The 14,253-nt window shown below is 74.5% G+C and carries 10 protein-coding genes and 1 pseudogene; 2 read left to right on the top strand and 9 right to left on the bottom strand.

Going from position 1 to position 14,253, the window contains the following annotated elements; translation table 11 throughout:
• Window positions 1-18 precede the first annotated feature (18 nt).
• The 7 genes and pseudogenes from cydC to deoC form a co-directional block, all read right to left on the bottom strand.
• Window positions 19-1,908: pseudogene (gene cydC / locus ACSMXO_RS04525) on the bottom strand (thiol reductant ABC exporter subunit CydC); the annotation flags it as partial.
• Window positions 1,809-3,599, bottom strand: a complete 1,791-nt coding sequence (cydD, locus tag ACSMXO_RS04530; protein ID WP_455419168.1) for a thiol reductant ABC exporter subunit CydD — start codon at window positions 3,597-3,599, stop codon at window positions 1,809-1,811. The gene cydD and the pseudogene cydC, both read right to left, overlap by 100 nt.
• Before the next feature lie 316 nt (window positions 3,600-3,915).
• On the bottom strand, window positions 3,916-4,839 hold the full coding sequence (locus ACSMXO_RS04535) for a M56 family metallopeptidase (RefSeq protein ID WP_455416794.1): 924 nt from the start codon (window positions 4,837-4,839) through the stop codon (window positions 3,916-3,918).
• A gap of 4 nt (window positions 4,840-4,843) precedes the next feature.
• Window positions 4,844-5,242 (bottom strand): BlaI/MecI/CopY family transcriptional regulator, encoded by a 399-nt coding sequence (locus ACSMXO_RS04540; protein WP_455416795.1) that lies wholly within the window; start codon window positions 5,240-5,242, stop codon window positions 4,844-4,846.
• A gap of 133 nt (window positions 5,243-5,375) precedes the next feature.
• Complete coding sequence (locus ACSMXO_RS04545; protein ID WP_455416796.1) at window positions 5,376-6,200, bottom strand: aldehyde dehydrogenase family protein; 825 nt, start codon at window positions 6,198-6,200, stop codon at window positions 5,376-5,378.
• Window positions 6,193-7,623 carry an aldehyde dehydrogenase family protein gene (locus ACSMXO_RS04550; protein WP_455416797.1) on the bottom strand — a complete coding sequence of 477 codons (1,431 nt, stop codon included), beginning with the start codon at window positions 7,621-7,623 and terminating at the stop codon, window positions 6,193-6,195. The genes ACSMXO_RS04545 and ACSMXO_RS04550 overlap by 8 nt, the downstream gene beginning before the upstream one ends.
• 3 nt (window positions 7,624-7,626) lie before the next feature.
• Entirely contained in the window at window positions 7,627-8,757 is a 1,131-nt protein-coding gene (gene deoC / locus ACSMXO_RS04555) for a deoxyribose-phosphate aldolase (RefSeq protein ID WP_455416798.1), read from the bottom strand.
• Window positions 8,758-8,891: 134 nt separating this feature from the next.
• Between deoC and upp the strand changes: the two genes are divergently transcribed.
• Both upp and ACSMXO_RS04565 read left to right on the top strand, forming a co-directional pair.
• Window positions 8,892-9,524 (top strand): uracil phosphoribosyltransferase, encoded by a 633-nt coding sequence (gene upp / locus ACSMXO_RS04560; RefSeq protein WP_455416799.1) that lies wholly within the window; start codon window positions 8,892-8,894, stop codon window positions 9,522-9,524.
• Window positions 9,525-9,642: 118 nt separating this feature from the next.
• On the top strand, window positions 9,643-10,320 hold the full coding sequence (locus ACSMXO_RS04565) for a GOLPH3/VPS74 family protein (RefSeq protein ID WP_346260330.1): 678 nt from the start codon (window positions 9,643-9,645) through the stop codon (window positions 10,318-10,320).
• Between the two features lie 43 nt (window positions 10,321-10,363).
• Here ACSMXO_RS04565 and ACSMXO_RS04570 read toward each other — a convergent pair whose 3' ends face one another.
• Together ACSMXO_RS04570 and ACSMXO_RS04575 are read right to left on the bottom strand one after the other, a co-directional pair.
• Window positions 10,364-12,070, bottom strand: coding sequence for a phospho-sugar mutase (locus ACSMXO_RS04570; RefSeq protein ID WP_455416800.1), 1,707 nt, complete (start codon window positions 12,068-12,070; stop codon window positions 10,364-10,366).
• An 89-nt stretch (window positions 12,071-12,159) separates the two neighbouring features.
• Window positions 12,160-14,085, bottom strand: coding sequence for a protein kinase domain-containing protein (locus ACSMXO_RS04575; RefSeq protein WP_455416801.1), 1,926 nt, complete (start codon window positions 14,083-14,085; stop codon window positions 12,160-12,162).
• Window positions 14,086-14,253 lie beyond the last annotated feature (168 nt).

A 14,253-nucleotide genomic window follows, 5' to 3' on the forward strand; every position in this document is an offset into this window, starting at 1 on the left:
GCGGTGTCGATGCCCGGCTCAGGCGCCGATCGCCAGATAGTCGCGTTCCGCGCCGGTCTGGCGTAGCCACTGGTCCCGGTACCAGCCGGGTCGGCCGACCAGTTCGGCGTGGCTGCCCCGGTCGGTGACCCGCCCCTGGTCGAGGACGACGACCTCGTCGTAGCGGTCCACACCGGAAAGCCGGTGTGTGACGAGTACCACCGTGCGGTCCGGGCCGGCGTGTGCGGTCGCCGAGGCGAGCACCGCGTCGGCGGCGGCGGGGTCGAGACCCTCGGTCGGCTCGTCCAGCACCAGGATCCCGGCCGGGGCCGCGAGCAGGGCCCGGGCCAGCAGCAGGCGTTGCCGTTGTCCGCCGGAGAGTTGACCGCCGTCCTCGCCGACCATCGTGTCCCAGCCGGCGGGCTGCTGCCGTACCCAGTCGAGCAGGCCGGCCGCCTCGGCCGCGCCGGCCAGGTCGTCGTCGGTCGCCCCGGCCCGGCCGAGCAGGAGGTTCTCCCGGACCGTGGCGTGGAAGACGTGTGCCTCGGCGAGCAGTCCGCCGACGATCCGGGGCAGCCGGTCGACGGGCAGGTCGGGCAGGTCGACGCCGTTGCACACGACCCGGCCCCGGTCCGGCCGGACCATCCCGGTCAGCACGGCGAGCAGGCTGCTCTTGCCGGCACCGCTCGGACCGACGACGGCGATCCGGCTTCCCGCCGCCAGGTCGAGGCTGACCCCGTCGAGGGCGGGCGGGCCCGGCCGGCGGTATCGGAGGCTCACCTCCTCGACCCGGCAGTGCCACTGGCGGGCGACCTCCTCCGTCCCGGAGCCGTCCGTCGGCTCGACGCCCGGCGAGGACGCCGGAGCGCCGGCCGGCCTCTCCGGTTCGCTCGCCGGGGCGGCCAGCAGGTCGGCCACCCGGGTCAGGCCGGTGCGCAGCCGGGCCCAGTGCCGGGCCGCGCCGACCAGCGCCAGGGCCGCCTCGACGGCGGCGAGCGTGCCGACCGCGAGGACCCCGACGAGTACGCCGTCGACGCCCGCCCGCAGCGCCACGGTCAGCACGGTGGCGCTGGTCGCACCGGCCACCAGTACCCCGAGACCGTCCACGGCCCAGCCCACCGCCGCCGTCCGGCGTTCCAGCCCGGCGAGTTCGCGGGCACGGGCGTCCGCCCGGTCCAGCGCCGCCCGGGTGGCGCCGAAGGCGGCCAGGTCAGCGGCGCCGGCGGTCAGGTCCACCGCGTCCCCGGCGAGCGCGCCGCGCAACGGCGCCACCCGGGCGGCGGTACGCCGGGTGAGCACCGCCGCCAGCGCCGGAAGCGCGACTCCGGCCAGCAGCAGTCCGCCGGCCACGGCCAGTCCGGCGAGCGGGTCGACGGCGGACGCGCCGGCCACGGCGAGCAGGCCCATGATCGTGGCCGCGGCCCCGGGGACCAGCACCCGGAGCAGCAGGTCCTGCACCGCTTCGACGTCCGAGACGAGCCGGCTGAGCAGGTCTGCGGAGCGCTGCGGAGCGGCGGTGCGCCGGCCCGCCAGCGTGGCGAAGAGCCGGGCCCGGACCTCGGTGACGACCCGCAGCGCGGCGTCGTGCCCGGCCAGCCGCTCGGTGTAGCGCAGCACGCCCCGGCCGATCGCCAGGGCCCGTACCGCGACGATCGCCACGGTGAGGGTGTCCAGTGGCGGCCGGCCGGCGGCGCTGACCAGCAGCCAGGTCGCGGTCGCCAGCAGGGCGAGCCCGGCGAGTTCGGTGCCGGCGGCGAGCAGGCCGGCGCCGAGCAGCCGACCGAGGTACGGGCGGGCCAGCCGCCAGACGGCACGTTCGGGTCGCAGCCTCACGCCACCACCTCCCGGGGCAGCGCCGTGACCGGCTCCTGTTCGGTCACCCGCCCGTCCTCGATCCGGAGCACCCGGTCCGCCTCGGCCAGCAGGGTCGGGCGGTGCGCCACGAGCAGGGCCGTACGCCCGGCCACCAGGTGCCGGGTGGCCGCGAGTACGGCCGCCTCCGAACCGGCGTCGAGCCGGGCGGTGGGCTCGTCGAGCAGCACGATCGGGGCGTCCCGGAGGAAGGCCCGGGCCAGCGCGACCCGCTGCCGCTGCCCGCTGGACAGCCCGTGGCCGCGCTCGCCGAGCCGGGTGTCGAGGCCGTCCGGTAGGTCGGCGACCAGCTCGGCCAGGTCGGCGGCCCGGACCGCGGCCCGGACCGCCGCGACGGGTGCGTCCGGCGCGCCGAGCCGGATGTTCTCGGCGAGGGAGCTGCCGAACAGGTGGGCCCGCTGCGGTACCCAGGCCAGCTGCCGGCGCCACCGCGCCAGGTCCAGCGTCGCGAGGTCGGTACCGTCGACGGTGATCCGCCCGCTGCTGGGGCTGACGAATCCGAGCAGCAGGTGCAGCAGGGTGCTCTTGCCGGCGCCGCTCGGACCGACGACGGCGATCCGCTCACCGGGCCGGATGGTGAGGGTGACGTCGCGCAGCGCGGTAGTGCGCTGGTATTCGACCGTCACGGACTCGAACCTGATCTCGCCGTGCCGACCCGGTTGGTAGTGGCGTTCGTGGTCCGGGTCGTCCGGGTCGTCCGGGCCGCCGGTCAGCCGGGCGGCGGCCGGCGTCCCGGAGTTAGGGGCGAGCGGCTGGCCTGTGGCGTGGGCGGTCGGCTGGCCGGCGGTGCGGGCGGTCGGCTCGGGGTCGAGCAGGGTCAACGCCTCGTCCAGCGCGGTCAGCCCCTCCTGGCTGGCGTGGAACTGGCTGCCGGCGGCGCGCAGCGGCAGGAACGCCTCGGGGGCGAGCAGCAGCACCAGCAACGCCGTCTGCAGGGCGAGCCCGCCGTGGAGCAGCCGGAGACCGATCGGCACCGCGACCAGTGCGACCGAGAGGGTGGCGACGAGTTCGAGCACGAGCGCGGAGAGGAAGGCGATCCGCAGCGTCTTCATGGTCGCCCGGCGGTGCCGGTCCGCCATCGCGCGTACCACGGTCACCTGGGCGGAGGCCCGGCCGAACAGGTGCAGGGTGGGCAGCCCGCGCAGCATGTCCAGGAAGTGGCCGCCGAGCAGTGCCAACCGGCGCCACTGGCGTTCGGTGGCGGCCTGAGCCTGCCAGCCGAGCAGTGCTCCGAAGATCGGGACCAGCGGCAGCGTCACCGCGATGACCAGGGCGGAGCTCCAGTCGGCGAACACCAGCCGGGCCAGTACGGCCAGCGGCACCGTGATGCTCAGCACGAGCTGCGGCAGATAGCCGGTGAAGTACGCGTCGAGCGCGTCCAGCCCGCGCCCGGCCAGGGTGGCGAGCTGACCCGTACGCTGCCCGGACAGCCAGCCCGGGCCGCGCCGGCCGACGGCGTCGAGCAGGTCGGCGCGGAGCGCGGCCTTGACCGTGGCGGCGGCCCGGGCCGCCACCGTGCCCTGTACCCAGAGCAGGGCCCCGCGGCCGGCCACACTGGCCAGGAAGCCGGCCAGCGCGGCCCGGTCGAGGCGGCCGCCGGCCGCCTCGGCCAGCACCGTGGCGAGCGTGGTGGCCTGGGCGATCACCAGCCCGGCGGCGGCGACGCCGAGCGCGCCGAGCAGGCCGAGTTGGCGCCGTGCACCGGGTACCCGGCGCAGCAGGCGGGGGTCGAACGGGCGGCGGCTCACCGGTGCCCCGGGCTGCCGGCGACCGGCGGGCGCTGGTCGGCGTCCGCGTCGGCCGGCGGCGTCGTGCGGGGCGGTGCCGGTGCCGGGATCCGGAGCGGTGCCGGGATCCGGGGCGGTGCCGGGATCCGGGGCGGTGCCGGGATCCGGAGCGGTGCCGGGATCCGGAGCGGTGCCGGGATCCGGAGCGGTGCCGGTGGCGCCGCCCCGTCCGGCCGGCGGGGCCGGCGACCATCGAAGACCCATGTCCCACGCATCTCTTCGGGCAGCTTCCGTGACAGGGCCAGTTTACTACGAGGCGTAGTAGATGCCCGGCGGCTCAGTGCAGGAACAGCGACACCGGCAGGGTGACCAGGGCCGTCGCCAGTGCCAGCGCGGTCGCGCCCGGCAGCCGGCCGGGTCGGCGGGCGGCCAGCAGACGCTGTACCCGGGCGTCGATCTCGCCGTCCGCGGCGCCGAGCGCACCGGCCGGGGTGACCCGGGCACCGGCGCTGGCGAACCGCAGCAGCGCGGCGGCGAGCGGGCCGTCGGCGTGCAGGCGCCGGGCCTTGTCGTCGGCCCGCATCTCCACCAGCAGGGCGACGGCGTCGTGTGCCGCGTGGACCCAGCGGACGCCGGGGAGGGCCCGGCAGAGTGCGGTGAAGGGGAGCAGTACCAGGTCGTGGCGCTCGTCGGCGTGCGCCCGCTCGTGGCTGAGTACCGCCGCGAGCTGCGCCCGGTCGAGCAGGCTCAGGGTGCCGGCGCTGACCACCACCTGCGGGCGTACCCCGGGCAGGCAGTAGGCCGCCGCACTGGGGTGGTCGAGTACCAGCGCGCCGGGCGCGGCCGGGTCATCCCGGGCGACCAGGGTCAGCAGGTCCCGGTGCCGGCGCTGGGCGCGCAGCGCGCCGAACAGGCTCCGCGCCGTCGAGCCGAGCAGCACCACGCCCACGCCCACGCCGATGCCGACCAGACCGAGGTGGGTCACCCCCAGGCCGGGCGGCAGGTCGCCGCCGCCGAAAAGGTCACCGGCGAGCGACCGCAGCGCGGAGCCGGTGCCCTGGCCGTACGGGGCGAGCCCGAGCGAGATCGGCAGACCGATCGCGGAGAGCCCGAGGGCCAGCCCGACGAACTGCCAGCAGACGATCGCGACCCGTGGACTGTGCCACGCCCAGCCGGCGCCCAGCCGGCCGGACCGGGCCAGTACCTGGGCGGCGAGATAACAGGCCAGGACGGCGAGCGCGAAGTGCGCGGCGTAGAGCATCGACTCAGCCCTGCCGTTCGGCGGCTGGCGGCCGGTCGGTCCTGTCGTCGGCCTCCCCGGCGAGCGCCGCGCGCAGCACCTCGGCCTCGGTCCCGGTCACCGACCGGGCGAACCGGACGAGCGCGGCGTCCCGGCTGCCGGCCAGGTCGAGGGCGTCCAGCATCAGCCGGGCGATGTGCGCCTCCCGGCTGGCCGCCGGCCGGTAGCGCCAGGCCCGCCCCTCCCGCTCGCGCTCGACCATGCCCTTGCCGGCCAGCCGGTCGAGCACAGTCATCACCGTGGTGTACGCCAGCTCGCGGTCGCGCAGTGCCTCGGCCACCTCGCGGACGGTCGCCCCGGTACCGGTGCCCCGGTCCCAGAGCACGTCCATCACCGCACGTTCGAGATCACCGAGTCGCGTCACGCGGCAATTCTACTACTCAGTGTCGTACACTCCGGCCCGCCGTCCCGGGCGGGACGGTGGGCCGGGTCACGATCACGAATCACCGCAGGGGTGTCAGGTCCGAGGTCGCCGCGCGGTGCGGCCCGGCCCCGGCTCAGACGCCCTTCGGGTGCCAGACCGTCTTGGTCTCCAGGAAGGCGGTCATCCGGCCGATGCCGGGATCGGCGGTCCAGTCGACCGGTCCGTCGGCCGGCCGGAGCACCCGCTTGAGGTTGCCGGCGGCGGCCCGCTCCAGCTCGGCGGCGAGCGCCGGGTCGGCGACCCCGGTCAGGTCGAGCGCGTTCACGTCCATGTGCCCGGCCAGCCAGGGCGCGGTCTCGGCCGGCCGGCCGGTGAGCAGGTTGACCACCCCACCGGGCAGGTCGGAGGTGGCCAGCACCTCGGAGAGGGTGATCGCGGGCAGCGGGCTCGCCTCGGCCACCAGCACCACCACCGTGTTGCCGGTGACGATCGCCGGAGCCACCACGCTGACCAGCCCGAGCAGGGCCGGCTCGGCCGGGGCGAGCACCCCGACCACCCCGGTCGGCTCCGGTGCCGAGAGGTTGAAGTACGGCCCGGCGACCGGGTTCGCGCCGCCGTACACCTGGGTCAGCTTGTCGGCCCAGCCGGCGTACCAGACCCAGCGGTCGATCGCCTCGTCCACCTCGGCGGCCGGCACACCGAGACCGACGAACTGGTCCCGCCGGCCCTCCAGCATCTCGGCGACCCGGTAGAGGATCTGCCCCCGGTTGTACGCGGTCGCGCCCGACCAGCCCTTGACCGCCGCCCGCGCCGCCAGTACGGCGTCCCGGACGTCCTTGCGGGAGGCGAGTGCCACGTTGGAGTTCTGCACCGGATACGACCGCCCCGACTCGCTGCGCGGGAACTTCCCGCCGATGAAGAGCTTGTACGTCTTGCGTACCGCCACCCGTTCAGACATCGAGGTACGCCTCCAGCCCCTGCCGGCCGCCCTCCCGGCCGTAGCCCGACTCCTTGTAGCCGCCGAACGGCGAGGTGGGGTCGAACTTGTTGAACGTGTTGGCCCAGACCACCCCGGCACGCAGCCGGTCGGCCATCCAGAGGATCCGGGAGCCCTTGTCGGTCCAGATCCCGGCCGACAGGCCATATGGCGTGTTGTTCGCCTTCTCCACCGCCTCGGCCGGGGTACGGAAGGTCAGCACCGACAGTACCGGCCCGAAGATCTCCTCCCGGGCGATCCGGTGCGCCTGGCTGACCCCGGTGAAGATGGTCGGAGCGAACCAGAAACCCCGGTCCGGCAGCTCGCACGGCGGGGACCAGCGCTCGGCCCCCTCGGACGACCCGATCTCGGACAGCGTCCGGATCCGGTCGAGCTGCGCCGCCGAGTTGATCGCGCCGATGTCGGTGTTCTTGTCCAGCGGGTCACCGACCCGCAGCCGGGCCATCCGGCGCTTGAGCGAGGCGAGCACCTCGTCGTACACCGATTCCTGGACCAGCAGCCGGGAGCCGGCGCAGCAGACGTGGCCCTGGTTGAAGAAGATGCCGTTGACGATGCCCTCGACGGCCTGGTCGACCGGGGCGTCGTCGAAGACGATGTTCGCCGCCTTGCCACCCAGCTCCAGGGTGAGCTTCCTGCGGGTGCCGGCCACCGAGCGGGCGATCTGCCGGCCGACCTCGGTGGAGCCGGTGAAGGCGACCTTGTCGATCCCGTCGTGCTCGACCAGCGCCCGACCGGTCTCGCCGGCCCCGGTGACGATGTTGACGACCCCGGGCGGCAGGTCGGCCTGCTGGCAGATCTCCGCGAAGAGCAGCGCGCTCAGCGGGGTGGTCTCGGCCGGCTTGAGTACCACGGCGTTGCCGGCGGCCAGCGCCGGGGCGATCTTCCAGGCCAGCATCAGCAGCGGGAAGTTCCACGGGATGACCTGACCGGCCACGCCCAGCGGGCGCGGGTCGGGGCCGAAGCCGGCGTGGCCGAGCTTGTCGGCCCAGCCGGCGTAGTAGAAGAAGTGCGCGGCGACCAGCGGGATGTCGACGTCCCGGGACTCCCGGATCGGCTTGCCGTTGTCCAGCGACTCCAGCACCGCCAGCTCGCGGGCCCGCTCCTGGACGATCCGGGCGATCCGGAACAGGTACTTGGCCCGGTCCCGGCCCGGCATCGGCCCCCAGACCTCGTCGTACGCCCGGCGGGCCGCCCGGACCGCCCGGTCCACGTCGCCGGGGCCGGCCTCGGCGACCTCGGCCAGCACCTCCTCCGAGGCCGGGTTGATCGACTTGATCTGGCCGCCGTCGCCCGGCTCGACGAACTCGCCACCGATGAAGAGCCCGTACGACGGCTTGAGGTCCGCTACGGCGCGCGACTCCGGCGCCGGGGCGTATTCGAACATGGGTCAGTCCAGGGTGAAGTAGTCGGGGCCGGAGTAGACGCCGGTGCTCAGTTTGGTGCGCTGCATCAGCAGGTCGTTGAGCAGGCTGGAGGCGCCGAACCGGAACCAGTCCGGGTGCAGCCAGTCCGGGCCGGCGGTCTCGTTCACCAGCACCAGGTATTTGATCGCGTCCTTGGTGGTCCGGATCCCGCCCGCCGGCTTGACCCCGACCTGCCGGCCGGTCACGTCCCGGAAGTCCCGGACCGCCTCCAGCATCACCAGGGTGACCGGCAGGGTCGCGGCCACCGGCACCTTGCCGGTCGAGGTCTTGATGAAGTCGGCGCCGGCCAGCATCGCCAGCCAGGAGGCCCGCCGGACGTTGTCGTAGGTGGCCAGCTCGCCGGTCTCCAGGATGACCTTGAGGTGGGCGTCCCCGCAGGCCGCCTTCACCGCGACGATCTCGTCGTAGACCTCCTGGTAGCGGCCGGAGAGGAAGGCGCCCCGGTTGATCACCATGTCGATCTCGTCCGCCCCGCCGGCCACCGCCGAGCGGGTGTCCGCGAGCCGGACCTCCAGCGGCGCCTGCCCGGACGGGAACGCCGTGGCCACGCTGGCCAGGTGCACCCGGCCCGGTGCACCGGGCAGCCCCGCGCCGTTGCCGGCCGGGCTGGCCTCGTCGCCGGCCGGGCTCGCACCCTCCCGGGGGCCCCGGCCGTCGGACGGCTCGCCGAGCAGTCCCAGCCGGGGAACGCTTTCGCCTGCGCCGCTCCCACCGCCCGGCCAGCCCGGACCGGATTCGGTGCCCCAGAGCGCGGCGGCGGCCACCGGGACCATCGTCGGATAGACGCAGACGGCGGCGACCGGCGGGCACGACGGGTCGGCCGGGTCCGGGCGGAGCGCCTTCGCGGCCAGCGCGCGTACCTTGCCGGGGGTGTCGGCGCCCTCCAGCGTGGTCAGGTCGACCATCCGGATCGCCAGGTCGATCGCCCACGCCTTGGCGGTGGTCTTGATCGAGCGGGTGCCGAGCATCGCCGTGCGCTGCTCCGCGCCCACCTGGTCCACGCCGGGCAGGCCGTGCAGGAAGGTCCGCAGAGTCGCCTCGGAACGCCCCACCTCGGTCAGGTCGGACCGCGCCGACGCCGTTGTCGCCGTCATGCGGGCAAGTCTACGCACCGGCCGGGAGGTGTGATCTTGGCCATAGCCGTCCGGCGGCCGCCGGCACCTGGTGCTCCGGGGACCCGGTGACCAGGAGAAGGTCCGGCCCGGGGTTACCGGTAGGTTGAGCGACCGTGGACGTACTCGTGGTTGACCATCCCGTGGCCCAGACCCGGCTGACCGTGATGCGCGACGCCCGGACCGACTCGGCGTCGTTCCGGGCCGCGCTGCACGAACTCACCACCATGCTGGTGTACGAGGCCGCGCGCTCGCTGCCGGTCGAACAGTTCCCGATCGACACGCCGGTGGCACCCACCCAGGGCATCCGGCTGGCCAACCCGCCACTGCTGGTACCGGTGCTCCGCGCCGGGCTGGGCATGGCCGACTCGGCGCTCGGCCTGCTGCCCGAGTCGTCGATGGGTTTCGTCGGGCTGGCCCGGGACGAGCACACCTACGAGCCGCGTGCCTACATGGAGTCGCTGCCGACCGACCTGACCGACCGGCCGGTGCTGGTACTCGACCCGATGCTCGCCACCGGCGGCTCGCTGGAGCACTGCTGCCGGCTGCTCGCCGACCGGGGCTGCACCGACATCACCGTGCTCTGCGTACTCGCCGCGCCGGCCGGCATCGAGCGGCTGGACCGCTCCGGGCTGCCGCTGCGGCTGGTCACCGCCGCGATCGACGAGCGGCTCAACGACCGGATGTTCATCGTGCCGGGGCTCGGCGACGCCGGCGACCGGCAGTTCGGCGGCATGCCACGGTTCTGATCCGCACCGGACCGGACCTGACTGCACCGAAGCGGTCAGCCGGGATTCCACGGAACCGGGCGGCGGGTCCGGCCGGGACGCATGCGCGGCTGGCGCGGAACGGCTACCGTTCCGGGCCATGACTGGTGTTGGGCTGGCCGAGGAGTTGCTGCTACTCGGCTACGACGATAAATCCGGCAAGGCGACCGGTTCCCGGATCGGACTCGACCTCGGCATGGCCGCCGCCGTGCTGGTCGACCTCGCGCTCGCCGGCCGGGTCGCCTTCTCCGACGGTTCGATCGTGGCCACCGACGCCACGCCGACCGGCGACCCGATCGCCGACGACGTGCTCGCCCGGATCGCGGCGGACACCCCGCACACGCCGGCCTCCTGGGTGCAGCGGCTCCGGCACGGGCTGCGCGACCGGATCCTGAACGACCTCTGCACCCGCGGCGTGATCAGCGACGTCGACGAGACCGAACTCGGCTACATCCACATCCACCGGTATCCGGTGCTCGACCCGTCGGTCGAGGCGGAGATCCGGGCCCGGCTGGTGAACGCGTTGACCGCGGAGGCCGTACCGGACGAGCGGACCGCCGCGCTCGCCGCGGTGATGGCGGCGATCCGGGTACAGCCCAGTCTCGGGCTGACCGGGCCGGCCGCCGAGGACGCCCGGAAGCGGCTGGCCGAGATCGCCCGGGGTGCCGGGTTCACCGACGACGTCAGCCTGGAGGAGTCCACCATCCGCCCCTCGGTGGCGCTGGTGATCGCCGCGCTCTCCCGGGCCATCGACGCCGCGTTGGGCAGCCGGACCTGACCGCCGGCCGGCGCGGACCGGCCCGGGGCCGGCGGGTGCCGGCCTACCAGATGCCGAGGGCCGCGGCGGTCTCGGTGCGCAGCGCGCGTACCGAGGCGGCGGCCCGCTCCCGGGCCGCCGGTACGTCGCCGTCGACCACCGGCTCCACCACCTCCAGGTACGCCTTCAGCTTCGGCTCGGTGCCGGACGGCCGGACCACCACCCGGGCGGCGTCGGTACGCAGGATCAGCACGTCCGCCTCCGGAGCCAGGTCCTGCACCGAGATCACCGGCTCGTCGAGCAGCGTCTTCGGGGTCTTGGTCCGGATGTAGGTCATCGTGTTCCCGATCTCGGTCAGGTCGTCGACCCGGACCGAGAGCTGGTCGGTCAGGTGCACCCCGAACTCGCGCGCCAGTTCGTCCAGCCGGTCGGCCACGGTCCGGCCCTGTCCCTTCAGCGTCGCCGCCAGTTCGGCGAAGGTGAGCGCGGCGCTGATCCCGTCCTTGTCCCGTACCTGGTCCGGGGCGACGCAGTAGCCGAGGGCCTCTTCGTAGCCGTAGGTCAGCTCGGCGTCGCCGGACTCCGCCCGGACGATCCACTTGAACCCGGTCAGCGTCTCGCCGTACGGCAGGCCACGCGCCGTGCACAACGCCCTGAGCAGGGACGACGAGACGATCGTCGTGGCGTACAGGCCGGCGCGGCCCTGCCGGATCAGGTGGTCGGCGAGGAGTACGCCGACCTCGTCGCCGTGCAGCATCCGCCAGCCGCGCACCCGGTCGGGGATCGCCACCGCGCACCGGTCGGCGTCCGGGTCGTTCGCCAGCGCGATGTCCGCGCCGATCTCCCGGGCCAGCGCGAGCAGCTTGTCGGTCGCGCCCGGCTCCTCGGGGTTGGGGAACGAGACGGTGGGGAAGTTCGGGTCCGGCTCGGCCTGCTCGGCCACGATGCCCGGCACGGCGAACCCGGCCCGGGCGAAGACCGAGGTGAGCACGGCGGCACCCACCCCGTGCAGCGGGGTGTACGCCACGGTCAGCCCGCGCGGCCCGGCCGGGTCGATCAGCCCGGCGGTGGCCCGGACGTACCCGGCGACGGTGTCGTCACCGAGCACCTTCCCGGGCTCGCCCAGCGGTACCGACGCCAGCCGCCCGACCGCCCGGATCGCCGCCTCGATCTCGGCGTCCACCGGGGGCACGATCTGCGCGCCCGCGCCCCGGGGGCCGCCGGTCGAGGCGCCCAGGTAGACCTTGTAGCCGTTGTCCTGCGGCGGGTTGTGGCTGGCGGTGACCATCACCCCGGCGACCGCGCCGAGGGCCCGGACCGCGTACGCCAGCACCGGGGTGGGCAGCGGCCGGGGCAGCAGCAGGGCGGGCCGCCCCGCGCCGGTGGCCACCCGGGCGGTCCGCTCGGCGAACTCCTTCGAGCCGTGCCGGGCGTCGTACCCGATCACCAGCGGGCCGGACGCGTCGCGGGCGGCGAGCCAGCCGACCAGCCCGGCCGCGGCTGCGGTGACCACGGCCAGGTTCATCCCGTTCGGGCCGGCGCGCAGCGGGCCCCGCAGCCCGGCGGTGCCGAAGGTGAGCGGTCCGGCGAACCGGTCGGCCAGCTCGGCCGTGCTCGCCGGCAACCGGTCGAGTACGCCCCGCAGCTCGTCCCGGGTCACCGGGTCGGGGTCGTCGTCGAGCCACGCCTGGGCCCGGGCGCGTAGCCCGGCCAGCTCGTCGGTGGACTCGTCCGGGGATACGCCGTCCCGCTGGTTCGGTTTTGCCGCCATCGGACTGTGATAGCACGCCAGGCGCCCCCGGACGCAGCCCGGCCCCGCCCGGCGTGGTGTACGTCGGGGCGGGGCCGGGTGGGAACGTGTCAGCCGGCGCTGGTGAGCCGGAACGACTTGACCATCTCGTCGAAGATCGGCTTGCTCTCCTCGAACCGCTCGTCCGGGGTGGTCAGATAGAACGAGTACGCCTTGCCGTCCTCCGTGATCGCCCGCCACACCCCGTGCCGCTTGCTGGAGCCCTCGCCGCAGGTGTACTCCAGCTCGGCGGCGGGCTGGCCGGCGACCTCGACCTCCTGGAGCGCCACCTGGGCGTACGGCTTCTTGCAGCTACTGCCGTTCTTCTTCAGGCCGCCCTCGGCGACCTTCATGAAGCCCATCGGGGTCTTGCCGCCGGGCTCCACCAGGATCCGGACCCGCCGGCCGCTGTCCTCCGGATCGGTGTAGTCGGTGAAGACCCCGCCGACGTTCTTCTTCCAGTTCTTGGGGACGTTGACCGAGACACCCTTCGAGCTGTGCGACTGGGTGGCGAAGCCCGCCTGGACCGGCGCCTGGCTCGTCGGCCCGGCCTGCGGTGCAGGAGTGTCGGCCGGGTCCTCGCCGCCGCCGAGGGAGAGCGCGACGATGCCGATCAGCAGCGCCGCGGCCACCCCGCCGGCCACGGCGAGCTGCATCTTCCGGGGCCAGCCCTGGACCGTGCGCAGCACCGAGTCGCCGGCCTGCCGGGCGCCGGCCAGGCCACGACCGAGTCCGCCACCCCTGGCCGTGTGCACCGTGCCGCCCCGACCGCCGTGCCCGGACATCGCCCCGGTCGGCGTGTCGAGCGGCCCGCCGCGCCGGCCGGCCGAGCCCGGCATCGCCCCGGTCGGGGTGTCCAGCGGGTTGGCGCCGGCCGCCGGTGGCCGGTTGGAGGTGGCCGCGTCGTGGGAGTTCCGGGCGATCCGGTCGGCCAGGGACTCGTTGGGGGCGAGCATTGCCCGGCCGCCGATCTCACCGTTGGCCGCCGCCCGGGTGGACTGGCCCTGGGCTCCGGCCGGTGCCGGTGACTGGGGCACGCCGGGTGCCGACTGCTGCCACGGCGAGCGCTGGGACGGCACCACCGCGTACGGGTCGGTGACCATGTGCCCGGCGGCGTTGCTGGCCAGCGGGCCGGCCAGCAGTTCGCGGAGCATGGTGCGGGAGGCGGTCACGTCGAGCCGGCGGGCCGGGTCCTTCTCCAGCAGGCCGAGCAGCACCCGGGTCAGCGCCCCGGACCGGACCGGCGGCGCGGGCGGGTCCTCCACCACGGCGTGCATGGTCTCGATCGGGTCGCCCTTGTCGAACGGCGGCCGCCCCTCCACCGCGGTGTAGAGGGTGACGCCGAGCGAGAAGAGATCACTGGGTGGGCCGAAGTCCTGGCCCATGGCCCGCTCCGGCGAGATGAAGTGCGGCGAGCCGAGCACCATGCCGGGGGTGGTGAGCTGGACGTCGGTCGGCATCCGGGCCACCCCGAAGTCGGTGAGCACGCACCGACCGTCGGAGCAGATCAGCACGTTGGCCGGCTTGACGTCCCGGTGCAGCACCCCGATCGCGTGTGCCACCTCCAGCGCCCCGAGCAGGGCGATGCCGATCTTGGCGACCGCGCGGGGCGCGAGGGGGCCGTCCTCGATCACCATGTCGGCGAGGCTGCGCGCGTCGAGCAGCTCCATCACGATCCACGGCCGCCCGCCCTCGGTGACCACGTCGTAGACCTGCACCACCGCCGGGTGCTGGAGGGCCGCCGCGGCCCGCGCCTCGCGGAGGGTGCGTTCGTACATCGCGTCGCGGTCGCTGGGGGCCAGCCCCGGTGGGAGCACGACCTCCTTCACCGCCACGTCGCGGCGCAGCAGGGTGTCGGCCGCGCGCCACACCGTACCCATGCCGCCGTGGCCGACCGCCGCCCGCAACGAGTACCGACCGCCGATGGTGATGCCGGGTGCCGCACGTCCGTTGGTGGGATTGGCCGGTCCGCCACTCCACGTCGGGATCTGAGTCACAGAAAAGCCACCGAAGAGAATCGAGGGGGCACAGGACAGAACCCCCCTATATTGCGGGTTCCGACCGCAGAAGGGAAAGACAACCGCCGGAGTTACCGATAACTCGACCGTACGTGTTGATTCCCTCACTCAACGTTCGGGTTTGTCGACGGCGAGTGCCGGTCCGCT

It is taken from the genome of Plantactinospora sp. DSM 117369 (assembly GCF_053764795.1).

Bases quoted from the DNA above. Each gene is read 5' to 3' on its own strand.
- ACSMXO_RS04535 (WP_455416794.1), bottom strand. From the start codon at position 4,839: ATGCTCTACGCCGCGCACTTCGCGCTCGCCGTCCTGGCCTGTTATCTC.
- ACSMXO_RS04550 (WP_455416797.1), bottom strand. From the start codon at position 7,623: ATGTTCGAATACGCCCCGGCGCCGGAGTCGCGCGCCGTAGCGGACCTC.
- ACSMXO_RS04545 (WP_455416796.1), bottom strand. From the start codon at position 6,200: ATGTCTGAACGGGTGGCGGTACGCAAGACGTACAAGCTCTTCATCGGC.
- ACSMXO_RS04565 (WP_346260330.1), top strand. From the start codon at position 9,643: ATGACTGGTGTTGGGCTGGCCGAGGAGTTGCTGCTACTCGGCTACGAC.
- deoC (WP_455416798.1), bottom strand. From the start codon at position 8,757: ATGACGGCGACAACGGCGTCGGCGCGGTCCGACCTGACCGAGGTGGGG.
- ACSMXO_RS04570 (WP_455416800.1), bottom strand. From the start codon at position 12,070: ATGGCGGCAAAACCGAACCAGCGGGACGGCGTATCCCCGGACGAGTCC.